The sequence below is a fragment of the Sphingomonas crusticola genome (assembly GCF_003391115.1).
Lineage (GTDB): Bacteria > Pseudomonadota > Alphaproteobacteria > Sphingomonadales > Sphingomonadaceae > Sphingomonas_I > Sphingomonas_I crusticola.
In genome coordinates, this window is sequence record NZ_QTJP01000001.1 from 3,215,153 (window position 1) to 3,239,278 (window position 24,126).

Below are 24,126 nucleotides of genomic sequence, written 5' to 3' on the forward strand. Positions count from 1 at the left end.
TCGGCGAAGCGCCGGGCAGGGGCCCAGCGCTTCCGATCGATCGACTAGAAGGATCCGCGGAAGCCGAAGCGTCCCGAAAAGATGCGCTGGCCGTTGCTGCGGGTCTCCACCACGCCGGATGCGATGAAGCGGAAGCTCGACGATCCGAGCGACGCATTGGCACCGCCGACCCAGCCGCTCTTGCGGTCCTCCGGCAACAGCGTGAAATCGCTGCCTCCGGTGAAATGCGCGCGCGTGCCATTCAGATCGGAGCTCAGGATCTGGCGGCGACCGCCTTCCAGCTCGAGCCGCAGGGTGGTGGCTTCCGGATCGGTACGATTGCCGAAGTTGATGCCGGCGGCGAGCATGCCGGTTGCGGCCGCTTCGCTGCTGGTGCGCTTGGCGACGGCGAGATCGAAGCCTGCGCCCCCGCCGGTTTCGTTATGCGAGCTTTCCGACAGGCGGTTGTAAGTCAGCAAGGCCGAGGGGCGCAGGTAGAAGGCCCCAGCCGTCCACTCATAGCTTGCCTTGGCTCCTGCCGCGGCATTGATGCCGTTCCACTTGCCCTTGCTGGTCAGGATCGACGGCGACGTATCGGTCGCACCGGAGAGCGAACGGGTTTCCGACAAGCGGACATAGCCGGCGCTGCCGTAGGCGGTAAGCTTCAGGCCGCCCCAACCGCTATACCAATGGAGACCGCCGCCAAACTGGTTGGCGCTGACCTCATTGGCGCCGCTGTCGCGCACGTCGCCGTGGATGTAACCGATCGAGATGCCCGCGCGGCTATTGTCGCCGATGGCGAGATCGCCACCGCCGGTAAGGCCCCAGCCGCTACCGCCATTGCCGGGCGTGTCGTTGGCGCCCTGGTGCTCGTCCCACAGTGCCTGCTGCGCCCACAGGCTGACGCGGCCGAGCGTCGCCCATGGTGTCACATTCTCGGTCGGCGCCAGTGCGCGGCTGCCTTCGCTCAGCACATCGAAGACGCCGCCCTGATGGTCGGGCAGCATTTCGCGATAGTGAAGCAGGGTTGGGTCGCGTTCGGTCAGGCCGAGGAACAGGGTCGACAGCGTGGTGTTGCTCTGGATCGCCGAGAAGACGGCGTCATAGCTCGCAGCCTCGGAGCGCCGCAGCTGCAACTCGGTCGCGGTCTTGCGCTGGATCGCGACGCCGACCGTGCCCGCCGTCGCGTCGGTCGCGAGCGACCCCTTCAACAGATAGGGAAGGTTGCTGATCGAGAGCGACAAATTGTTCGCGCCGACCAGCGATCCGCTCTGCAGCACGGTGGTGCTGCCCGAAGTCAAGCCGAACTTCACCAGCGATACGGCCAGCGTCGCTGGGCCGGTGAAGGTGGTCGCGCCGGTAACGTTGATCAGCGTGTGCGCGGCGGGCGTGGTTGGATCGAGCACCACCCCGATCGTGCCGCCGCTGACGTTCAGGCTGCTCATGGTCGAGGTGTCGGTCGTGTTGAACGCGAGCGTGCCGCCGTTGAGCGCGACCGCAGCGTTGAGCGCCGCGCCGTTCGTATTGATGAACTTGCCGAAGAAGCCCGAGCCGGTGCCGATCGTCAGCGTGTTGTTGCCCGCACCGAAATCGATCGAGCCCGAATAGCTGCTCGTGCCGGACAACGTCACATTGTCATTGCCGTCGCCCAGCGTCGCGTCGATCACGGCCGCGGTGGTGCCGCTCAAGGCGATGGTGTCGTTACCCGCGCCGAGCGCCATCTTCGATGAGATCACACCGGCCGACGCGCTGACGACATCGTTGCCGCTGCCCGTAACGAGGCCGCCGCTGAGGGCGGGAAGCGTAGTCTGGGTCGAAGTGGCCAGCGCCTGCGTATAGGTGAAGCCGGTCGTGTTGACCGAAGCGTCGATCGCGCGCTGCGTGCCGTCGGTGCTCGAAGCGAGGATCGAGCCGCTGTTCGTGACGCTGGCGAGCGTTCCGCTCTTATCGAGAATGGCGGTGGAAGCGCCGGTTGCGGCGGTCGTCTGCGCCGAGATCGTGCCGCTGTTGGCGATCGTAGGCAGCGTGGCGCCGGCATCGATCTGAACGCCGACCGAGCTGCCACCGGCAGTTGCAGTCGCGCCCGCGCCGATGCTGCCGGTAACGGTGAGCTTCGGTGTGGTCGCCCCGGCTCCCAGGCGCAGGCCGTAAGCCGCCGCGCCGTTGGCGCTGCCGGCAATCTGGCCACCGACGGCGATGCCGCCATTGACGGTGACGGGTGCACCGAGGCCTCCGACTTGCGCGCCCGTGGCGCTGATGCCGGAATAGACGCCGACGCCGGCGATCTTACCGTTGATGATCAGCCCGTTCGTATCGCCGGAGAAGACCCCGAGCGTAACCGGTGCGGCCGTCGACCCGATCAGCAGCGAAGGTGCGCTGCCATAAGTGACGAAGGTGGCGGTTGTCTGCGTCGCGTCGGCAATGCCGTCCTTGTCGACGTCGGCGGTGGTGTTGGTCGTGTCCGCCGGAGCGGCGGCAATCAGCACGCCGCCGGCGACGTTGCCGTTGACGACCATCGCCGACCCGCCTTGCTGCAAGTTTTCCGCGGTGAGCTTGGTGACGTCAGCCGGAAGCGCGGTCGAGCTATAACCCGTGGTCGTGATCGATCCGTGCACCACCACCTGACCGGTGACGTTGCCGGTCAGCGCGAGGCCCGTGGAATTGCCGCCGAGCATGCTGATCGCGCTGGAGATAGCGACATTTCCGGTCACCGATCCCAGCCGGACACCGTAATCGTTGTTGCCGGTGACGGTGATCGCCCCGGTGTTGGTCGTGACGTTGCCGACGATCGGCGCGGCCGCAAAGATGCCGGCCGAATTGTTGCCGCGAACGGTGATCACGCCGGTGTTGTTCAGCGTGCCGGTGAAGGGCGTGGTGCCGTCGATGCGGATCGCATAGCGGTTGCTGCCCTGGGCATAGGGTCCGTCGAGCACAGTGTCGGCATTAGTGTCGGTACGGGTATAGGTTTCGTCGAGCGTGATCGCGCCCGAATTGGTAATGCCGCTGGTGAAACCGCCCGCCGCGACGATGCCGGCCGCATCATTGATGCCGGAAAAAGTGATCTTGCCTGCGCTGGTGACGGTATTGTTGCTGTCGATCGTAACCGCATTACCCGCCGCGGTAGGCGTGATCGAACCGTCGGCCGTGATGCTGATATTGCCAGCGGTAGAGGTGCGGACCGGCGCGGTGGTGGCGGTGCTGATCGTCGTATCGGCGCGCGCTTCAGCCGCGAGAAGAGTTGCAAGGGTGGTGATGCAGGTTGCTGTGAGCGCCAGGCGCATGAAGAATTCTCGCTGCTGAAAGTGTGGAAAGTAAAGTCTTGGTGACCGTCGGGACCTGTGCGCTATGGTCAAAGCAAGTGGCGGCGCCGCCGATCCGGGCGCCGCATGGCGCGTGTCGAAAGGAGCGACTGTCGGGCGCTCTCATGCCGGATTGCACCCGTCATGACCATTATAAAGTCGCTCCCTGACCCCGCTTGTGGTGCCAAATTCAATGGCGACGGCAGATGAACCCCCGATGACCAAAAGGGGCAGCAGCGCGGCATCAAGCGCGTCCCGGCGCCTCCCGGTTCATGCAATGAACGACGTTCGAGGGCATGCCAGACCGCGCGACGCTCGCGATCCTGCCAGGCATCCTTATATAATCGCTATGAAAGATCTATTTGAAGCCGCGCCGGTGCCCGGCTTGGTAGTAGCCGACAACCTGATCAGTGATTCCGAGGAAGCGGCTCTTATTGCCGCGATCGACGCGACAGAATTGGCGCCATTTCGGTTTCAAGGCTGGCTGGGCAAGCGGCTGACCCACAGTTTTGGGTGGCACTACGATTTCGATCGCGCGCAGTTCGCGAAGGCTGATCCGATTCCCGAATGGTTGCTGCCGTTGCGCTCGAAAGCCGCCGGCTTCGCCGGAATGGCGGCGGAGGAGTTTGTCCAGGCGCTGCTGATCCGTTACGATCCGGGTGCCGGCATCGGCTGGCATCGGGATCGGCCGGTGTTTGAGCATGTCCTTGGTATCTCGCTCGGCAATCCGGCGACCTTGCGCCTGCGGCGGCGGACCGGGCTAGGGTTTGAGCGTGCTTCGGTCGAGCTCGTGCCTCGCTCCGTTTATCACCTCAGCGGCTCTGTGCGGCATGAGTGGGAACACAGTATCGCGCCGATGGACGTGCCGCGTTGGTCGATCACCTTTCGCAGTCTTTCCGAAAAGGGCCGCCGCTTCGATCAGCGGTAGGCGCCGGTCCAGCCGGCCGGCGGTGTTTGATGCAGCCGCGCTTCCGGGATCAAGGTCCGCACCCGACGCGCGAAATTTCGCAGCGCCACTTCGTCGCGGCTTAGCGGTCCGACCGTAAAGCTGGACGATGCCATGCCCTGCTGCACCCGCGCGACCAGCTCGGTATCCTCGGCATTGACCTGGCGGTTGATCCGCCAGTTGAGATAGCGGGCCGCCTTCATCTCGCGGCGGTCATCCGGGATCGCGTAGCTGATCTCGCGGATCAAAGTCTCGGTCGGGGAGACCGGCAGGAATTGCATGAAGTCGACCTGGTCGGGATAGATGTCAAAGGCGACGTTTGGCCATAGCTTGAAATAGGTCCACAGCCGCTGCCGATCCTGGGGCAAGTGCGCGACGTGCGGCAGGAAGCGGCCATAAGCATGTTCGGACGGGTTGGACGAAGGCCGATCGACCAATGGTCCCCACATCTTATCCACCCAGTCCGTGGATTCGACGCCATAGCCATCGCCCATCAGCCGCTTGAGCCCAGGATGGGCGACCGCGATATGCAGCCCGTCTGAATAATTGTCGGCGATATTCTTCCAATTGACCGTCCGCTGGCGCAGCGTGACCCGGCCAAGCGCGCGCAGTTCATCGAACCGGTAAGGCGCGACTTCGTGGGCGTAGGGCGCCATCATCTCCGCGACGCTCGGCCCGCCGCCTTCGAGGCGCACAAAGACGAAGCCCTGCCAGATCTCATGCTCGACCGGCGCCAGGCCGACCCCGTTCAGCACGCCGGCATCGTAGCTTTCCTTTTGCGGCACGCCGACCAGCCGCCCGTCACTGGCGTAGGTCCAGGCGTGATAGGGGCAGACGATGCGTTTAGCGCAGCCGCGCGCGCCATCGAGGATCCGCGCACCGCGATGTCGGCAGACATTGTGGAAGGCGCGAACTTCGCCATCCGTGCCTCGCACGGCGACGACGCTCTCGCCGGCATAATCGAGGCCGTGCCAATCGCCGTGACCGGCGATGTCGCTGACATGACAGATCACCTGCCACGATGGGCGGATCACCTGCTTGAGTTCCACCTCGAAATAGTCGGGGTCGGAATAGAGCCAGGCGGGCAGGCTCCAGCCCTCGTCGGGATCGATGTTGGATAAGGGAAGCACGGTCGCCATGGGGAGAGCGTGCCGCAGCCAGGGCTCGCCTGCAAGATCGGCGTTGACAGCGCCGCCCGCGCGATCCTTCCTTGGGGCATGGCCTCGCCTTCCCTAGACCCGATCGCATCGCTCTCGACAGCGCTCAGCCACGCGCGGCGCCTGCTGAATGCGCAGCCGGATCTCGCCTTGGCGCAGGCGCGGGAGATCCTACGCGTCGTGCCGCGTCATGCCCCCGCTTTGCTGATCGCGGGAGAGGCGCACCGTGCCAAAGGCGAAGCGGCGGCGGCCACGCTCGCTTTCCGCGCAGCTGCGGCAGCCGATCCGAAGTCGGCCGATGCCTGGCGCGCGCTCGGGGATCAGCTACATCTCGATGGGGATGGGGCAGGGGGCGATGCTGCCTATCTTGCGGCGTTGCGCGCCTCGACCGCCGATCCCGCGCTTTTGGCGGCAGCCGATGCGCTGGCAGACAATGATCTCGCGCGCGCCGAACCGATCCTGCGCTCGCGGCTCAAGGAGCGGCCGACCGACATAGGTGCGATCCGGATGCTGGCCGAACTGGCCGGCCGCATCGGGCGCAACAAGGATGCCGAGACGTTGCTGCGGCGGGCGCTCGAGCTGGCGCCCGGCTTCGCGGCGGCGCGGCACAATCTGGCGATCGCGCTCCATCGTCAGGGCCGTTCGGCCGAGGCGATCGGCGAGATCGATAAATTGCTCCACGGCGAGCCGGGCCACCCCTCGTACATCAACCTGAAAGCCGCCGCGCTGGCCCGATTGGGTGAATACCAGCCCTCGATCGCGCTCTACCGGCAAGTATTGGTTACCTACCCCAACCAGCCCAAGGTGTGGATGAGCCTGGGTCATTCGCTGAAGACGATCGGCCAGCAGGAGGAGAGCGTCGAGGCGTATCGCCGCGCGCTGGAGCTCGAGCCGACATTGGGCGAGGCGTGGTGGAGCCTTGCCAATCTCAAGACCGTGCGGTTCGAAGAAGGTGACCTGACGGCCATGCGACGCGCCTTGTCGGTACCCGGCCTGTCCGCTGAAGACCGCTTCCACCTCCAATTCGCACTGGGCAAGGCGGAGGAAGATGCCGGCGATTATGCGTCGTCCTTCGCGCATTATGCCGAGGCCAATCGCCAGCGCCGTGCGCTGATCGACTATGATCCGGACGAACTGAGCACGGCAGTCGACCGTCAGCGCGCGCTGTTCACGCCCGAGTTTTTTGCCGAGCGGGCAGGGTGGGGCGCTCCCCAAGATGACCCCATCTTCGTCGTGTCGCTGCCGCGCTCAGGATCCACGCTGATCGAGCAGATCCTCGCCAGCCACAGCGGCGTGGAGGGCACTACCGAACTGCCAGATATTGCCGCCTTGGCGACGCGGGTCGGGCTGTCGGGCATGGCAGCGCTGAGCGCAAAGGAGGCGCGCGCACTCGGCGAGGAATATCTCGAAAGGACGCGCATCCAGCGCAAGACCGATCGGCCGCGCTTCGTCGACAAGATGCCGAACAATTGGGCGCATGTGGGCTTCATCAAACTGATCCTGCCAAACGCCACCGTCATCGATGCCCGCCGCCACCCGCTCGGCTGCTGCTTCTCCAATTTCAAACAGCATTTCGCGCGCGGCCAGACCTTCACTTACGATCTGCGTGATATCGCCCATTACTATGCCGATTACGTGCGGCTTATGGACCATTTCGACGCCGCATTGCCGGGCTATGTCCACCGCGTCTTCTACGAAGCGATGGTAGAGGATACCGAAAGCCAGGTGCGTGCGATATTGGCGCATGCCCGACTGCCGTTCGAGCCCGCGACGTTGCGCTTTCACGAAACGGATCGTGCGGTACGCACGGCCTCGTCGGAGCAAGTACGTCGCCCCATATTCCGTGAAGGCATGGAGCAATGGCGCCACTTCGAGCCGTGGCTGGATCCACTCAAAGAGGCGCTCGGATCGCTGGTTGCGGCTTACCCGGATCCAGCGTGACATGTTTGCAATGCTGCACCGCAAAAGCGGCTCTTCGCGCTGCAGCGCTTGACACCATAACGGCTCAGTAACAGCCTCCCGTCCAATAAGAATACAGGGAGTCATACCTATGCGCGAGAAGAGCCGCTTCGTGGCAGCGCTGCTGGCCGGTACTATTCTTGCCGGGACCAGCGGCAGCGCCATGGCCCAGGACAAGCCGAGCGCCGATACCGGCACGCCCGCGGCCAGCGCGAGCGAGATATCGAGCGGGCCCGACGAAATCGTGGTGACCGCGCAGAAGCGCTCCGAGAATCTGCAGAATGTGCCGATCAGTATCCAGGCGATCGGCACCCAGAAGCTCGAGCAGCTCAACATCACCAATTTCAACGAATTCACGCGCCAGCTGCCGAGTGTTTCGTTCCAGACCACCCAGCCGGGCGTGACGACGGTCTATATCCGTGGCGCGGCTTCCGGCGGGGATGGCAACCATTCGGGCTCGCTTCCGTCGGTCGGCGTTTATCTGGACGAACAGCCGATCACCACCATCGGCGGCAATCTCGACGTCCACATTTATGATATCGCCCGGATCGAGGCCCTGTCCGGGCCGCAGGGGACGCTTTACGGCGCCTCGTCGGAAAGCGGCACGCTGCGCATCATCACCAACAAGCCCGATACGAGCAGCACCTACGGTGGGATCGATGTCGAGGGAAACAAGGTCACCAAGGGCAGCCAGGGCGGCAAGATCGAAGGTTTCATCAACCATCCGTTGTCGGAAAATGCCGCGATCCGGATCGTCGGCTTTTACGAGCATGACGCCGGCTTCATCGACAATGTCCCCGGTACGCGAACCTTCCTCGGAGCGTCCGACGGTGCCGGCGGCTTCAATCCCGGCATCACGATCAACAACGACGATTTCGTGAAGAAGAATTACAACGACGTCGATGTGTGGGGCGGCCGCGCCGCGCTCAAGATCGACCTCGACGACAATTGGACCGCCACGGCGACCGCATTCGGCCAGGATCAGAAGAACCATGGCGCTTTCGGCACCGACGGATCAGTCGGGGACCTTAAGGTCCAGCATTTCCGGCCCGAATATAATCACGACCGCTTCATTCAGGGCGCGCTGACGATCGAGGGCAAGATCGGCAATTGGGACCTGACCTATTCCGGCGCCTACCTGAAGCGGAAGATCAATTCCTCGAGCGATTATACCGACTATGCCGAAGCGTACGACGCCATGTATGCAAGCTATGGTGGCCTGGCCAACTACTTCTATTATCAGGATAATGCGGGCAACCAGATCGTGCCGGTGCAGCGTATCGTCGGTACCGACAAGTTCAACAAGCTCAGCCAGGAGCTTCGTATCTCGTCACCGGCGGACAAGCCGTTCCGCGTCGTCGGCGGCCTGTTCTACCAGCGGCAATATCACAATATTCGCCAGGATTATCAGGTGCCCGGGCTTGCCGACGACCTGTCGGTGAACGGCTATCCGGGCACGTTGTGGCTGACGCAGCAGCATCGCCTCGACAAGGATTATGCGGCGTTCGGCGAGGCGTCCTATGACATCCTCCCCAACCTGACCGTCACCGGCGGCGTGCGTTATTACAAGTTCGACAACTCGCTGATCGGCTTCTTTGGCTTCGGCCGTAACCCGGATGGGCCGCCATATAACGGGGCCGGCAGTTCACGCACCGGCGTGGCAGGGTGCTTCAACACCGACGGTACCACCGTGCGCGACAATCCCGGCGGTACGCTCGTGCCGGCCGACGAAGCCGGCGCACCCTGTACCAATCTTGGTGTCCCGGTCGACGGCAAGGTCAAGCCGCGCCGCGCCAAGGATGACGGCTTCATCCACAAACTCAACCTGACGTGGAAGGTCGATCCCGACCATATGGTCTATGCGACCTGGTCGCGCGGCTTCCGGCCAGGCGGCATCAATCGCCGCGGCTCGCTCGAACCCTATAAGCCCGATTATCTCACCAATTATGAAGTCGGGTGGAAGACGTCATGGTTCGATCGCAAATTCCGCTGGAACGGCGCGATCTTCCAGGAGGATTGGAAAGCGTTCCAGTACAGCTTCCTCGGTGCGAACAGTTTCACCGAAATCCATAACGGGCCGAATGCCCGCATCCGCGGCATCGAATCCGACATCAGCGTCTATCCGGTCAGCGGGCTGACGCTGACCGCCAGCGGCGCCTATCTCGACGGCAAGCTGCGCGGCAATCTCTGCGCCATCGACGATCCGAGCTTCGCCTGCACCGACACGGATAATTCGATCGTCGCACCCAAGGGGACGCGCCTGCCGGTAACGCCCAAATTCAAGGCGAGCGGCATCGCCCGCTACGAATGGGCGCTCGGCGCGGGCAAGGCGCACCTGCAGGGGCTGTGGACGCATTCCAGCTCGGCGTCCTCGGCATTGCGGATCGGCGTCAGCACGGATGATGCGCCGGTCCGGCTGCACGCTTATGACCTGGTTGATCTCGCCGTGGGCTATGATTGGGGCAATATCACCACAGAATTATTCGCCTCCAACGTGTTCGACAAGCGGGCGCAGCTCTCTTCTTCGCAGGAGTGCGGCTCCTGTTCGCAGCGGTCCTATTATTATGTCTACCGGCCGCAGACGTTCGGCGTCCGAATGGGCTATCGGTTCTGATCGGCCTGAGGCGAGAGGCGTCGGCCTCTCGCCTCAACGCGCTGGCTGAAGTCAGTTCGACAGCCGCTTGATCAGCACCTTCCAGTAGGCGACCCCCGGCTCGATATTGGACAATTGCGTCCGCTCGTTCAGCCCGTGCGAAAAATCGTCCGAATCCTTCAGGAAGATCGGCGCGACGCCATAGCTCGGCACGCCGCGCACGCGGAACCACATGCTGTCGCTGGCGCCCGATGACATGCTGGGGATGATCGGCACGTTGGGGTAACCGAACGCCAGGCCTTCCTTGACCGCGGCGGTCACGTCTGCGCGCATGGGCGAGGCGGGGCTCGCGGTGGTGCCGGTGGCGATGAACTGGATCTGCATCTTCGGGTCGGCGGCGACCCTCACTAATTCGTCTTCGATCTGCTTGAAGGACGTCCCCGGGAAAATCCGGCAGTTGATATTGGCACTCGCACGCTGCGGCAGCGCGTTGAGGGCATGGCCGGCATTGACCATGGTCGCGACGCAGGTGGTGCCGATCTTGCCGACATAAGCCGGATCGGCGGACAGGGTTGCGATCGCCTGCTTGTCGGCGGGGTTGGCGGCAAAGGCCCGCATCGCTGCTCCGATTTTCGGTTCGGCGCGGTCGGCGGCGGCGACGAAATAAGCCCTGGTGATGTCGTTCAATTGGGGCGTGAACTGGTAATTGCCGATGCGGGTGAGCGCCGCCGCGAGCTCGTAGATCGCATTCTCCCGGCGTGGTGCACTCGAGTGGCCGCCGGGATTGGTGAAGGTCAGCGTATAATCGCCATAGGCTTTTTCCGCGCCTTCCAGCGCGAAATAGGTCGGCTTGCCCTCTTCGCTGAGATTGCCGCCGCCGCCGTCCGCATTGAGCAGCATATAGGCGTCGGGAAATTGTGCGGCGAGCATCTCCGTCGTCTTCATGGTCGTTTCCTCGTCGCCCGAGAGAATGAGGATGACGTCGCGCTTCGGCTTGAAGCCGGTGCGCTTTAGCTCGACCAAGGTCGCGATCATCAGCGCGTCGCCGAACTTCATGTCGGTGGCCCCACGGCCATAGACATAGCCGTTCTCGATCACGGCGGTGAAGGGGTCGCGCTGCCAGTCGGCGGGCTTGGCCTCCACCACGTCCATGTGGCCGGACAATAGCAGTGGCTTCAGCTTGGCATCCGAACCGCGATAGCGCGCGACCAGAAATGCGGAATCCTCGACCGGGGTGATTGTGACGTCATCCGCCGCGAAGCCGCCGGCGACGAGCACGCTTTTCAGGTAGGCCGCCAGTTGCGGCGTCTGGTTTCCCGGGCCCTGCACGCTGCGGAATGCGATCGCGCGCTTGAGGATATCCAGGGTCTGCGCTTCGGCGGCCGGGTTGGGTCCGGCCAATGCGGGGGCGGTAAGGAGGCAGGCGCAACCGATCAGCAGAGCGCGCAGGTGGGAAGCGGTGGTACGAAATTGCATGACGACCCCTCACGAGAGAAGGCTTCATCCTAGAAGCGTTGCGGATGAAGGAAAGCGCACTCGCACCGACGCGACTATATTTCCCGCGCTGGCGTAACCGGCTATCTGCCGGGGATAAACCGGGGGGCGGGCAGCGCTCTCATGGAGGGTGCAAATGACGGCGCTTGTGCTTGACGGCGTGACCAAGGATTTCGGCGACAAGCGCGCGGTCGACGACCTGAGCTTCCAGGTGCAGGACGGCGAGGTGTTCGGCTTTCTCGGCGGCAACGGCGCGGGCAAGACGACGTCGCTGCGGATGGTGCTGGACATCATCCGGCCAACCGCCGGGCGGATCGAGATACTGGGCCGCAAGCCGGGGCGTGAGAACAGCGCCGACCTGGGCTTCCTGCCCGAGGAACGCGGGCTTTACCGCACGATGACGGCGCTCGATACGATCACCTATTTCGGCCGGTTGAAGGGGATGACCCGCAACGATGCGCGCCGCGAGGGGCGGGCGTTACTGGACCGCTTCGGGCTCGGCAGCTCGGCCGGCACCAAGATCGACAAATTGTCGAAGGGGATGGCGCAAAAGGTCCAGTTGGCGACCGCGGTCGTCAACGCGCCGAAATTATTGATCCTCGACGAACCTTTCTCCGGGCTCGATCCGGTTAACCAGGGCCTGCTCGAGGCGGAAATCCAGCGCCTGTCGAAGGCCGGCTCGACGATCGTTTTTTCGACCCATGTCATGCAACATGCCGAGCGGCTGTGCGACAGGCTGCTGCTGTTGGCGCAAGGGCGCAAATTGTTCGAGGGCACGCAGGATCAGGCGCGCGCCACCCTGCCGGCAAGGTTATTGCTGGTGTCGCGCAGCACGCCCGCCGGTTTGCCTGGAGTCGTGGACGCGGCGCAAACCGGGACGCGGGACGGCTGGAGTGAATGGGACGTTCGCCTGGCGCCCGGCGGCGATCCCGGCGATCTGCTCCAGGCGTGCACCGAACGCGGATTCGCCTTGCGCCGCTTCGAGCAGAGCCGGCCCAGCCTCCACGACGTCTTCCTGCACATTGTCGGTGGCGAGGAGGGCGCGGCATGACCAACATCCTGCTCATCGCCGCGCGCGAATTCCGGCAGATCGCCGCGGCACGCAGCTTCTGGATCACGTTGCTGATCATTCCATTCGCGCTCGCGATTGGACCGATCGCATCGCACTTCATGCAGAAGTCGCAGACCGAGACCGTGATGCTGATCGATCCGGCCGGCAAGGCGCCCGCGGTCCGTCAACGGATCGAGCTGGAGGAGCAGCGCCGCGTGTTGAACGCCTTGGCACGCTATGCGGAGCGCAACGGTCTCGACCGCGCGCAGCCGGGGGCGCCGTGGGCGCGGCATGATCATTTTTATAGCGATGCCGAAGTCATGTCGTTCGTCCAGCAAGGTGGGGCGGCGCATGCTCAAGCGGTGATGCGCCGCGCGGCCCAGCCGGAGACGCCGGCGTTCGACGCGCCGGAGCCGCTGTACCGGCTGGTGCCGACACCCGCCGCCATTGCGACGAGCACGCCCGAGAGGCTGGCGCGCGCCATGACCGCTCTGGTCAACCCTCCCAGGAAGGAAGAGGGCAAGGACAAGCTGGACTATGCGGTCTACGTGCCTGCGAACTTCGGGACGCCGGGCGCGGCCGTCCAGGTCTGGTCCGACGGCCCGGTCTCCGGCGGTCTGATGGGCGCGCTGCAGGACGAATTGACGCGTACGCTGCGCGTGCACTTCCTGGAGGGCCAGGGGGTGAGCCCGGCGATGGCATCCGCCGCGGGCCAGATCGCGCCGCTGATCGCGGTCAACAAGCCGCCGCCCGGACATGGGCAGGAGCAGGTGGTCATCCGCTCGATCCTGCCACTGCTCACCTCCTACATTCTGCTGATGTCGTTGATGCTGTCGGGATCGTGGATGCTGCAGGGCACGGTCGAGGAACGATCCAACAAGCTGATCGAGACGGTGCTGGCGTGCGTCAGCCCGAACGAGCTGATGTACGGAAAGCTGGTCGGCACCGTCGCCGTCGGGCTCACGATGGTGGCCTTTTGGGTGATGTGCGCGATCGGGGCGGCCTTCGCGACCCAGGGAATGATTGCGGAATTTCTCCGCCCGGCCCTTGCCCCCTTGTCCTCGCCCGGCGTGGCGCTGGCGATGACCTATTACTTCGTGGCCGGCTACCTCATGATCTCGATGATCTTCCTGGCGATCGGCGCGATGAGCGACAGCTTCCGGGATGCCCAGGCCTATCTCAGCCCGGTGCTGCTGGTGATCGCCATGCCGTTTGCGATCATCGCCCAGGCGATCCTGCGCGACCCGTCCAGCCTGGCGGTGCGGATCATGAGCTGGATCCCGATCTACACCCCGTTCACCATGCTCGCCCGGATGGGGGCGGGCGTGCCGTTATGGGAGCTGATCGGCTGCGGCGTCATGCTGGCGCTGTTCGTGGCGCTTGAGGTGGTACTGCTCGGCCGCGTGTTCCGCGCCAGCCTACTGAGCGCCGGCTCCAAGCCGGGGCTGGCCCGAATCGCGCGGCTGATGACCGGCCGGGACGCCGAGTGAGACTTGGCTTGACCGCGCGGTAGCGCAACCATAGCCTCCGTTCCGCATCGAGGCACAAGCTTCGAGCGAGGGGGAATAAGGATGGCTGAAGAAACCGTGACGATCGTTCCCGTGGCTAATCCGGCCGCGCTGGGGCTGGTGGCATTTGGCATGACCACCGTGTTGTTAAGCCTGATCAATGCCGGCGTGTTGCCCGCAGGGGGAGAGCCGGTCGTCATTCCGCTCGCCTTGGCCTTTGGCGGCTTGATGCAGATATTCGCAGGCGTGTTTGAGGTACGGTTGGGTAACACCTTCGGAATGACCGCCTTCCTGAGCTACGGCGCCTTCTGGTGGTGGTTCGCATTCCTTCTGCTGTTCGGCCACAATGGTTGGATCGATCTGTCCGCGGTTGGGCCTACGGTGGGCGTAGCGTTGCTGCTGTGGGGCGTGCTGACGCTTTACCTGTGGGTGAGCACCTTCCGTCTTTCCAAGGTGATCTTCCTGATCTTCCTGACGCTATGGGTCACGTTCGGCCTGCTTGGCCTCGGCGCGATCCAGGGCAATCATGGGCTGACGCAGGCAGGCGGCTGGCTTGGCCTCGTGTGCGGAACGCTGGCCTTGTACGGAAGCTTCGGCATCGTCACCAATGCGACCTTCGGGCGCAACGTGGTGCCGCTGGGGGCCACGCCCTTTCTGTCATAGTCGTAGCCGCGACGGGCAGGATTCTCCTGCCCGTCGCCAGGCTCGTCGTCCCTTGATTATCTCGGAGAGCCGTTCCACGCTGCCTTCATCCGGCGTGTGCCGAACATTCTCCGAAGGATTTCCTCAAATATGAAAGCGATGACGTGGCTCTGGAGCTCGACGATGTCGGCCTGCCTGATTGCTTCTGTGGCTAACGGGGCTGCACCCGCCGCCAATCCCTTTGCTCAGCCGAGCACGCTTCCATTCCAGGCGCCGCGGTTCGATCTGATCACCGACAAGGATTATCAGCCTGCGCTCGAGGCGGGCATGGTTGAGCAGGCGGCAGAGATCGCCCGCATCGCCAACAACCCTGCCGCGCCGACATTCGACAACACGATCGTCGCGATCGAACGGTCGGGCCGGATGCTCGATCGGGCGACCAGCGCCTTCTTCGGCGTGGTGCAAGCCAATACGAACCCGACGCTCGACAAGGTGCAGGAGATCGAATCTCCCAAGCTGAGCCAGCATTCAGACTCGATCTATCTCAACCCAAAGCTGTTTGCCCGCGTCCAGGCGATCTACGCCAAGCGCGACAGCCTCAGGCTGACGCCCGAACAGCGGCAGCTGGTCGAAGTCTATCATGCGGGCTTCATCCGCGCAGGCGCGCAATTGTCGGGTGCCGACCAGACCAAGCTGCGCGCGCTTAATACGCAGCTGACGACGCTGGAGACCGCGTTTCAGCAGAAGCTGCTGGCAGCTGCCAAGGCAGGTGCGCTGGTGGTGGACGACAAGGCCAAGCTGGCAGGCTTGGACGAAGGCGCGATCGCCGCTGCCGCCAAGGATGCGACAGAGCGCAAGCTGGCCGGCAAATATGTCCTGCCGCTCCAGAACACGACGCAGCAGCCCGCGCTGCAGAGCCTGGCGGATCGCGAGACACGGGAGGCGCTGTTCAAGCAAAGCTGGACCCGCGCCGAGAAGGGCGACGCCAACGATACGCGCGCGACCATTCGCGAGATAGCCTATCTGCGCGCCCAGAAGGCGGCATTGCTCGGCTTCCCGACCTGGGCCGATTATGTGCTGCAGGACCAGATGGCCAAGACGCCGCAAGCGGCCAAGGCGTTCATGACGCAATTGGTGCCCGCGCTTGCGGCGGAGCAGAAAGCGGAGGTAGCGGAACTACAATCCACGATCGCAGCGGGCGGCGAGAATTTCACGCTCAAGCCGTGGGATTGGGACCGTTATTCCGAGCGAGTCCGCAAGGCCAAGTACGACCTCGATGAGAATGAGGTGAAGCCCTATCTTGAGCTGCATACGGTACTTGAGAAGGGGGTCTTCTTCGCCGCCAACCAGCTTTACGGCCTGACTTTCAAACGCCGCACCGACATTCCGGTCTATCAGCCCGACGTGATGGTCTACACCGTCTACGACAAAGACGGTTCCGAAATGGGGCTGATGTATTTCGACTATTTCAAGCGCGACAACAAATCCGGCGGCGCGTGGATGTCGAATTTCGTCGGGCAGTCTTATCTGCTGAAAACCAAACCGGTTGTCTATAACGTCGCCAATTTCACCAAACCGGCTGCCGGTCAGCCGGCGCTCATCAGCTTCGATGACGCGACCACCATGTTCCACGAGTTCGGCCATGCGCTGCACGGCCTGTTCGCCAGCCAGACCTATCCGACCTTGTCGGGCACCAACACGGCGCGCGACTGGGTCGAGTTCCCCTCCCAGTTCAACGAACATTGGGCGCTCGACCCCAAGGTACTGGCCAATTACGCCAAGGATTATCGCACCGGTGCCGCGATGCCGCAGGCGCTGGTCGACAAGATCAAGAAGGCCGCCAAGTTCAACCAGGGCTATGCATTGGGCGAAGTCGTGGAAGCCGCCACGCTCGACATGGATTGGCACAGCCTGCCGGCCAGCGCGTCGCGCCAGGACGTCGATGCCTTCGAGAAGAAGGCGCTCGATACGATGGGGCTGGATACGGCGAACGTGCCGCCGCGCTACCGCTCGAGCTACTTCCTGCACATCTGGTCGAACGGCTATTCGGCGGGCTATTACGCCTATCTCTGGACGCAGATGCTGGAACACGCATCCTACCACTGGTTCATGGACCATGGCGGGTTGACCCGCGAGAACGGCCAGCGCTTCCGCGATCTTATCCTGTCGCGCGGCCATACCCAGGATTATGGCACGATGTTCCGGGCCTTCTACGGCAAGGATCCGGATATCGGCCCGATGCTGGAAGAACATGGGCTGCCGACGGGCAAGTAAGTGATGGATGGCAGGCGAGTCCGAACTCGCCTGCCCGATAACGATGCCGGGAAAGCCGGTGCGCCGAGGAGAGGACGATGCGACGGGCCGGAATAGCGGCTGCGGCTTTGGCCGTGGCGATGTCACCATCAAAGGCGGCGCCCGGCGGGGCCGTCGTGAAAGTCGATAGTGGCCTGATCGAGGGGATTCCCGCGCCGACCGGATCTTCGGTGCAGATGTTCCGCGGCATTCCCTTCGCACGTCCGCCGATAGGCGATCTGAGGTGGCGCGAACCGCAGCCGGTGCGATCGTGGGATGGCATCCGCCCCGCCGACCAGTTCGGGCCGCGCTGCATGCAGAAGCATATGTGGGACGACATGTTCTTCCGCTCGCCGTCGGCCAGTGAAGATTGCCTGTATCTCAACGTCTGGACGCCGGCGGAACTGCGCGCAGCTTCCTCGGCAAAGTTGCCGGTGCTGGTCTACATCTATGGCGGCGGGTTCATCGCCGGCGACGCGTCCGAGCCGCGCTATGACGGTGCGGCGATGGCGTCGCACGGCATGGTTGTGGTCACGCTCAACTATCGGCTCGGTATCTTCGGCTTCTTCGCCCATCCCCAGCTCTCGGGCGAGTCTGGCCACCACGCCTCCGGCAATTATGGTTTGCTCGACCAGGCCGCGGCGCTGGCTTGGGTCCGGCGTAACATTGCGCAGTTCGGCGGCGATCCCAAACGGATCACAATCGGCGGCGAATCCGCAGGCTCAATGTCAGTCAGTGCGTTGATGGTCTCGCCACTCAGCCGCAAGAATATCGCAGGCGCGATTGGCGAAAGCGGTTCGGTCATGATGTCGGCGAAGACGCCAACTCTCGCCGAAGGGGAAGCAGCGGGGATGAGCTATGCGGAGTCGCTGCAAGTGCCGACACTGGCTCAGCTACGCGCCATTCCCGCGGACAAATTGCTGGAGGTGCAGAGCTACGGCGGGGCGCGGTTCGGGCCGCTCGTAGACGGCTATTTCCTGCCTGAGCCGGCTGCCGTGACGTATGCGAGCGGGAAAGCGGCGAAGATACCGTTGTTGGTGGGATCCAATTCTCAGGAAGGTGCCGCCGATGCTATACTCAACAATGCGGCGCCAACGGTCGCCAATTACCGTGCTTCTCTGGCGCGCTTGTATGGCGACAAGGCCGATGCCGTGTTCGCGCTCTATCCGGCGGCGAGCGACGGGGATGTGGTGCGCGTCGCGACTGATCTGTCCAGCGATCGCTTTCTAGGCGCCGCGACCTGGCGCTGGTTCGATGCCCATCGCCGCTCGGGTGCCCCCACTTTCTATTATTACTACCAGCATGTGCGCCCGACCGCCTATAGCGCGACCGGGCCGGCTCCCTACGGCGCGGTCCACAGTGCCGAAATCGAATATGCGCTCGGAAATCTGGACGCCAATCCGGCTTATGCGTGGACGGACGGGGATCGACGGGTGTCGGCGACGATGAACGGCTATTTCGTCAACTTCGTCAAAACCGGCGATCCCAACGGAGCTGGATTGCCCTTGTGGGCGCGGGCCTCGACGGACGACAAGGCTATCCAGCGGCAGACGATCGACGTGGAAAGCCGGCGTGCGCTGTTCAATGATCAGGCGCGTTACGTCGCGATGGACGCCCTGGAGCCGCCGCGCTGATGGCTCTTTCCCCGCCGCGGCCTCTGTCGTAACACAGGGCACGACGCTCCGCTTGATGACGGGGCGCGTCAGCAGAGAGGAAAGCCGTGATCAATCGCCGCATCGCCGCCCGCTTGGCCGTTTATGGTAGCGCTATCGCTCTCGCCCAGGCTGCCAATGCGCAGCTCTACAAGGATCCCTCGGCGCCACTTCCGGCGCGCGTCTCCGACCTCGTGGGCCGCATGACGCTGGAGGAAAAAGCGGCGCAGATGCAGAATGCCGCGCCCGCCATTCCCCGGCTCGACGTGCCCGCTTACGATTATTGGAATGAGGCGCTGCATGGCATCGCCCGCGCCGGCGAAGCAACGATCTTTCCCCAGGCAATCGGCATGGCGGCGACATGGGACGCGGACCTGCTCCATGCCGAAGGCCGCGTCGTCGCGGTTGAAGGCCGCGCCAAATATAACCAGGCGCAGCGCGAACGGAATTTCGACCGCTATTACGGGCTGACCTTCTGGTCTCCGAATATCAATATCTTCCGCGATCCCCGTTGGGGCCGCGGTCAGGAAACGCTCGGCGAAGATCCCTATCTCAGCGGCACGCTGGGAACGCAGTTCATTCGCGGCGTCCAGGGAGATGACCCCAAATATTTCGAAGCGATCGCAACGCCCAAACATTTCGCCGTCCATTCCGGGCCGGAGCCGCTACGTCACGGCTTCAACGTCGATGTTGCGCCGCGCGACCTGACCGAAACCTATTTGCCGCAGTTCCGGCGCGCGATCGTCGAAGGCAAAGCTTATTCGCTGATGTGCGCCTATAATGCCGTCGACGGAAAGGCGGCCTGCGCCAACGGCACTTTGTTGGGCGACATCCTGCGGCGCGACTGGGGCTTCCAGGGCTTCATTACGTCGGATTGCGGGGCGATCGACGACATCACCACCGGTCATCATAATACCAAGACCAACCCGGAAGGCGCGGCATTGTCGGTGCGGATGGGCACCGATACGGGCTGCGACTTCAAGGACGAGATGCTCGATCTGCCCAAAGCGGTGCGGCAGGGCTATCTGAAAGAGGCCGATATGGATGTGGCGCTCAGGCGCCTGTTCACCGCGCGGATGCGGCTCGGCATGTTCGATCCGCCGGAGATGGTGCCGTTTTCCCGGATCGGCATCGATCAGAATCACAGTGATGCGCACAAGGCGCTGTCGCTGCGGGCCGCGCGCGAATCGATCGTCCTGCTCAAGAATGACCGGATGCTGCCGCTCGCCCGCGGCACTAAGATCGCCGTGGTCGGGCCGACCGCGACCTCGCTGATCGGGCTGGAAGGCAATTATAATGGCACGCCGACCGAGCCGATCCTGCCGCTGGATGGGGTCGAGGCGGCCTTCGGCAAGGCGAACGTCAGCTATGCCCAGGGCGCGCCGTTCACCGAGCAGGTCGCGGTGCCGGTGCCCCGCACCGCTTTCCCGAACGGCCTGTCGGCCACCTTCTATAACAGCGCCGACTTCTCGGGCCCGGTGGTGGCGAAGCGGACAGACAAGGAAATCGATTTCAACTGGGCTTCAATCGACCCGGCGCCAGGTGTCGACCGCAAGACCTTCTCTGTACGGTGGAGCGGCAAGATCGCGGTACCGGCGCCGGGTGACTATGTGCTCCAATTCGAGACGCGCCGCCGTTGCGATGTCGGCAACGGTACGGAGAATTACACGATCCATGTGGAGGGCGCCGAAGACCTCAAGGTAAGCGCCAAGTGCAACGGGCGCGACCAGACTTTCCAGCCGATGACCGTCCATTTCGCCGACACGGCGCCGCGCAATTTCATGCTCGAATTCGCGCATGAATCGTCGCGGGCGAGCGACATCAGCTTTGCGTGGAAGCCGCCTTTGGCGGCGCTGCGCGACGAAGCGGTGCGCAATGCGCTGGACGCGGATGTCGTCGTCGCCTTCGTCGGTCTCAATGCCTGGCTCGAGGGCGAGGAAATGCCGCTCAAGGTTCCGGGCTTCGATGGCGGCGACCGCACCAGCATCGCGTTGCCCGCGGCCCAGCTCGCGCTGCTCGATGCCGTCGCGGCGACCGGCAAGCCGCTCGTCGTCGTGCTGCAAAGCGGATCGGCAATCGCGCTAGGTGGCGACGATGCCAAGGCACGCGCCATCCTCCAGGCCTGGTATCCGGGCGAGCAGGGCGGCCAGGCGATCGGCGAGGTGCTCAAGGGCAGCGTCAACCCGAGCGGACGTCTGCCGGTCACCTTTTACAAATCCACGGCCGAACTGCCGCCGTTCGTCGACTATTCGATGAAGAACCGTACCTATCGCTACTTCGGTGGACAGCCCGAATATGCGTTCGGCCACGGCTTGAGCTACACCAGCTTCGCCTATTCGACACCGACCATTGCCGTGGCGCAGCTCGCCGCCGGGAAGGAGCAGACGGTGAGTGTGCGGGTGCGCAATACCGGCAAGATTGCCGGTGACGAGGTCGCGCAGCTCTACATTTCCACCCCCGGTGTAAAGGGCACGCCGCTGCGCTCGCTCAAGGGCTATCAGCGCGTTCATCTCAATCCAGGCCAGACGAAGACGCTCAGCTTCCGACTAACGCCGCGCGATCTGGCCTTTGCCGATGTGAAGGGCGTTATGCGGATCGTGCCGACGAGCTATAAAATCTGGGTCGGCGGCGGGCAGCCCGGCACGGGTGCGCCGGGCAGCGCGGGTCAATTTACCGTAGCGGGCAGCCTGGCGCTTCCGCGCTAGGATCAGCCGAGGGGCGTCACCAGCAGCATCACCACATCGTGAGGCTGCACGGTGGCGCCTAATCGCCCCGCTGATGCCGCCAGCGGCCTGTGCGCCCACAGGTCCCGCACTTGTGCTTTAAGTGCGGGTGGATAGCCCAATGCCTCCCATGCGACTTGCGTCGGCGCCGCCTTGGCCCCGCGGTTGAAGAACAAGACCGCGCGCCGTCCGCCTGATAGCGGCTTAACCCACGCTTCCTGATCGCCATCTTTCCACACACGGCGGCCCTGCACGCCAAGCGGATCCTGATCGACGCCAATCACGTCGTGATTGAGCAGGATAGCGCGCGTTTCGGCATCCATGTTGGCGACGTCGTTGCCTGCGATCAGGGGCGCCGCCATCATCGCCCACAGCGAGAAGTGGCTGCGATATTCGGCATTGCTCATGCCGCCATTGCCGACTTCCAGCATGTCCGGATCGTTCCAATGGCCCGGCCCGGCAAACGGCCACAGCGGCTCGTTCAGATCGACGATCCGCAGCATGTTGTTGGCCCAGCTGTGCGCCTTGTCCTGCTTGTCGAAACTGTCCCAGATGTCCCCGGTCGTGCGCCAAAGGTTGCCGATCTTGGAGGCCCACAGCCACGGCTTGTTCTGGCCCCATTCGCATAACGAGAAGACGATATCGCGACCTGTCGCGCGCAGGGCGTCCGCCATCAGCGCATAGGCTTCTTCCGCATTGCGCGTGCCTGTCGAGCACCAGTCATATTTCAGATAATCGACACCCCAGCGGGCATATTGAATCGCATCCTGATATTCGTGGCCCTGGCTGCCTGGACGGCCTCCACAGGTGAGCTTGCCAGCATCCGAATAGATGCCGAATTTGAGCCCCTTGGAATGGACATAATCAGCCAGCGCCTTAATCCCCGATGGGAAGCGATCCTTGTCCTGGGTGATGAAGCCATCGGCGTCGCGTGCCCCATGCCAGCAATCGTCGATCACGACATATTGGTAGCCCGCTTCCTTCATCCCGTTCGAGGCAATCGCGTCGGCGGTCGCCCGGATCGTCTTTTCGGTGACGTTGCACGCGAATTTGTTCCAGCTGTTCCAGCCCATCGGCGGCGTCTGTGCGAGGCCGTTGGCGGTACGCTTGGGATCGAGCGACGGCGGGAGGTGGTTGGGATCGATTTCCTGCGCGGGCAGGGCGAGCGGCGCCGCCACGAGCAGCGCCAGCAAAACACGCAGCGCTCCGATCATCTTTTTCATGTCGATCCTTTCAATTAGCGGCGGCGCAGTTTGCGGCGATGAATTGATCGTGGAGCGGCGCGGCGGTTGCGAGGCCGTTGACGGTCTCGCGCATTCGCCAGAGCGCATCGCGTACCTCCTCGTTGGAGAAGAAGTCGGCCAGCGGATCGTAACGATCAGGCGTGATGCCGAAGCCGGCATACATCGAGATCCAGCTGGGATCGTGGAACGTTTCCCACGTATAGCGTACGAGCTTACCGCGCGCCTGGAACAGGCTCAGCTTGCGGGCGAGACCGTCGGGGAGGGCGAGTGTGCGGCACTCGTCCCACATCGGTTCGCCGTGCCGGCCATTCGCCCAATAGTGTAATAGCAGGAAGTCGCGGATCCGCTCATATTCCAGTATCGTCGTTCGGTTGAACTCGTCGGCGAGCGCGGGCTGAAAGCTCTTGTCGGGGAACAGCTCGATCAGCTTCTCGATACCTGTTTGGATCAGGGTGATGCTGGTCGATTCCAGCGGTTCGAGAAAGCCGGCGGCCAGCCCCAGCGCAACGCAATTGCCGGACCAGAAGCGGGTACGATGTCCGGTCGTGAAGCGAAGCATGTTCGGCTCGGCTAGCGGCTCGCCTTCCAAACTGCCGCGCAGCGTCGCCACCGCCTCGTCGTCAGACAGGTGCCGGCTCGAATAGACATAGCCGTTGCCAACCCGGTGCTGCAGCGGGATGCGCCATTGCCAGCCGGCCGCACGTGCGGTTGAGCGGGTATAGGGCGTCAGTGGGCCTGGGCCGCCGCGGCAGGGGATCGCAACCGCGCGGTCGCACGGCAGCAAGTCGGTCCAGTCGACGTAGCGCTCGCCCATCGTCTGCCCGATCAGCAGCGCCCGAAAGCCACTGCAATCGATGAACAGATCGCCGGCCAATATACGCCCGTCATTGAGTTCCAGTTCGGTGATGAGCCCGCTTTCGCCGTTGCGGTGCACGTTGCGGACCATGCCTTCGACATGGGTCACGCCCCGCTTGGTGGAATAGCCGGCAAGGAATTGCGCGAAGCGACCAGCGTCGAAATGGACCGCCCAGTCGAACACGCCAAGGTCCCCGCTAGGCTTGTCCAGCCGTGGCATGAAGCGGTTGGCCTTGGCCATTGCCGTAGCCAGCGAATAGTCGCCGATCGGGTGGCGCTCGCCAGCCAGCCGCGCCTTCTGCCAGAAATGGTGAAAGGCGACCCCGCGCGAGGGGGCGCCGTACAGGCCGAAGGGATGGAAGAAACTTTCGCCGGGCGCGGACCAGTCGACGAAATCGATGCCGAGTTTCACCGTACCCTGGCTCGCCCGCATCACCTCCGCTTCGCTCACGCCCAAATCGCGGAAGAAATCGCGAATGCCGGGCACTGTCGCCTCACCCACGCCTACCGTGCGGATCTCAGGGGATTCCACCACCGTGATCTTGATCGGCTGCCGTTCGAACCGGCCGACCAACGCCGCGGCCGCCATCCAGCCTGCGGTACCGCCGCCGACGATGACGATCGAACGGATGGGCATATGTTCAGCCAAGCTCATGTCGCCGGTCTAAGCTCTGTCCGAAAAAAGAAAATGCCCGCCCCGGCAGGAACCGGGACGGGCAGTGCAGGGTCACT

14 protein-coding genes are annotated in these 24,126 nt (G+C 63.7%); 9 read left to right on the forward strand and 5 right to left on the reverse strand.

Annotated features, from left to right (window positions below; translation table 11 throughout):
* Nucleotides 1-44 precede the first annotated feature (44 nt).
* Nucleotides 45-3,260, reverse strand: coding sequence for an autotransporter outer membrane beta-barrel domain-containing protein (locus DX905_RS15160; RefSeq protein ID WP_116092084.1), 3,216 nt, complete (start codon nt 3,258-3,260; stop codon nt 45-47).
* A 211-nt stretch (nt 3,261-3,471) separates the two neighbouring features.
* Here DX905_RS15160 and DX905_RS15165 point away from each other — a divergent pair, with 211 nt between their 5' ends.
* Nucleotides 3,472-4,206: an alpha-ketoglutarate-dependent dioxygenase AlkB gene (locus tag DX905_RS15165; RefSeq protein ID WP_338053768.1), complete on the forward strand. Its 735-nt coding sequence runs from the start codon at nt 3,472-3,474 to the stop codon at nt 4,204-4,206.
* Here DX905_RS15165 and DX905_RS15170 read toward each other — a convergent pair.
* The gene (locus DX905_RS15170; protein WP_116092087.1) at nt 4,197-5,363 is read right to left on the reverse strand and encodes an aromatic ring-hydroxylating oxygenase subunit alpha; all 1,167 of its coding nucleotides are present in this window, start codon (nt 5,361-5,363) and stop codon (nt 4,197-4,199) included. The two genes, DX905_RS15165 and DX905_RS15170, sit on opposite strands and share 10 nt — an antisense overlap.
* Nucleotides 5,364-5,441: 78 nt before the next feature.
* On the opposite strand from DX905_RS15170, the gene DX905_RS15175 reads away from it, so the two are divergent.
* Nucleotides 5,442-7,322: a sulfotransferase gene (locus DX905_RS15175; protein ID WP_116092613.1), complete on the forward strand. Its 1,881-nt coding sequence runs from the start codon at nt 5,442-5,444 to the stop codon at nt 7,320-7,322.
* Nucleotides 7,323-7,431: 109 nt separating this feature from the next.
* Nucleotides 7,432-9,954 (forward strand): TonB-dependent receptor, encoded by a 2,523-nt coding sequence (locus DX905_RS15180; protein WP_116092088.1) that lies wholly within the window; start codon nt 7,432-7,434, stop codon nt 9,952-9,954.
* A 51-nt stretch (nt 9,955-10,005) separates the two neighbouring features.
* On the opposite strand, the gene DX905_RS15185 is transcribed toward DX905_RS15180, so the two are convergent.
* Entirely contained in the window at nt 10,006-11,409 is a 1,404-nt protein-coding gene (locus tag DX905_RS15185; protein WP_116092089.1) for a M20/M25/M40 family metallo-hydrolase, read from the reverse strand.
* A gap of 154 nt (nt 11,410-11,563) precedes the next feature.
* Here DX905_RS15185 and DX905_RS15190 point away from each other — a divergent pair, with 154 nt between their 5' ends.
* From DX905_RS15190 to DX905_RS15215, 6 genes are all read left to right on the forward strand, one after another.
* A complete protein-coding gene (locus tag DX905_RS15190; RefSeq protein WP_116092091.1) occupies nt 11,564-12,478 on the forward strand; it encodes an ABC transporter ATP-binding protein in 915 nt (304 codons plus the stop codon).
* Entirely contained in the window at nt 12,475-13,968 is a 1,494-nt protein-coding gene (locus DX905_RS15195) for an ABC transporter permease (protein ID WP_116092093.1), read from the forward strand. The genes DX905_RS15190 and DX905_RS15195 overlap by 4 nt, the downstream gene beginning before the upstream one ends.
* Nucleotides 13,969-14,049: 81 nt before the next feature.
* A complete protein-coding gene (locus tag DX905_RS15200; protein WP_116092095.1) occupies nt 14,050-14,649 on the forward strand; it encodes an acetate uptake transporter in 600 nt (199 codons plus the stop codon).
* A 129-nt stretch (nt 14,650-14,778) separates the two neighbouring features.
* Nucleotides 14,779-16,902, forward strand: coding sequence for a M3 family metallopeptidase (locus DX905_RS15205; protein ID WP_116092096.1), 2,124 nt, complete (start codon nt 14,779-14,781; stop codon nt 16,900-16,902).
* Between the two features lie 155 nt (nt 16,903-17,057).
* Nucleotides 17,058-18,554 (forward strand): carboxylesterase/lipase family protein, encoded by a 1,497-nt coding sequence (locus tag DX905_RS15210; protein ID WP_205412275.1) that lies wholly within the window; start codon nt 17,058-17,060, stop codon nt 18,552-18,554.
* 86 nt (nt 18,555-18,640) lie between these two features.
* Complete coding sequence (locus DX905_RS15215) at nt 18,641-21,277, forward strand: glycoside hydrolase family 3 C-terminal domain-containing protein (protein ID WP_240320887.1); 2,637 nt, start codon at nt 18,641-18,643, stop codon at nt 21,275-21,277.
* Nucleotides 21,278-21,279: 2 nt separating this feature from the next.
* Here DX905_RS15215 and DX905_RS15220 read toward each other — a convergent pair whose 3' ends face one another.
* Together DX905_RS15220 and DX905_RS15225 are read right to left on the reverse strand one after the other, a co-directional pair.
* A complete protein-coding gene (locus tag DX905_RS15220; RefSeq protein ID WP_116092099.1) occupies nt 21,280-22,518 on the reverse strand; it encodes a glycoside hydrolase family 27 protein in 1,239 nt (412 codons plus the stop codon).
* Between the two features lie 10 nt (nt 22,519-22,528).
* Complete coding sequence (locus DX905_RS15225; protein ID WP_240320888.1) at nt 22,529-24,031, reverse strand: tryptophan halogenase family protein; 1,503 nt, start codon at nt 24,029-24,031, stop codon at nt 22,529-22,531.
* Nucleotides 24,032-24,126: the final 95 nt, after the last annotated feature.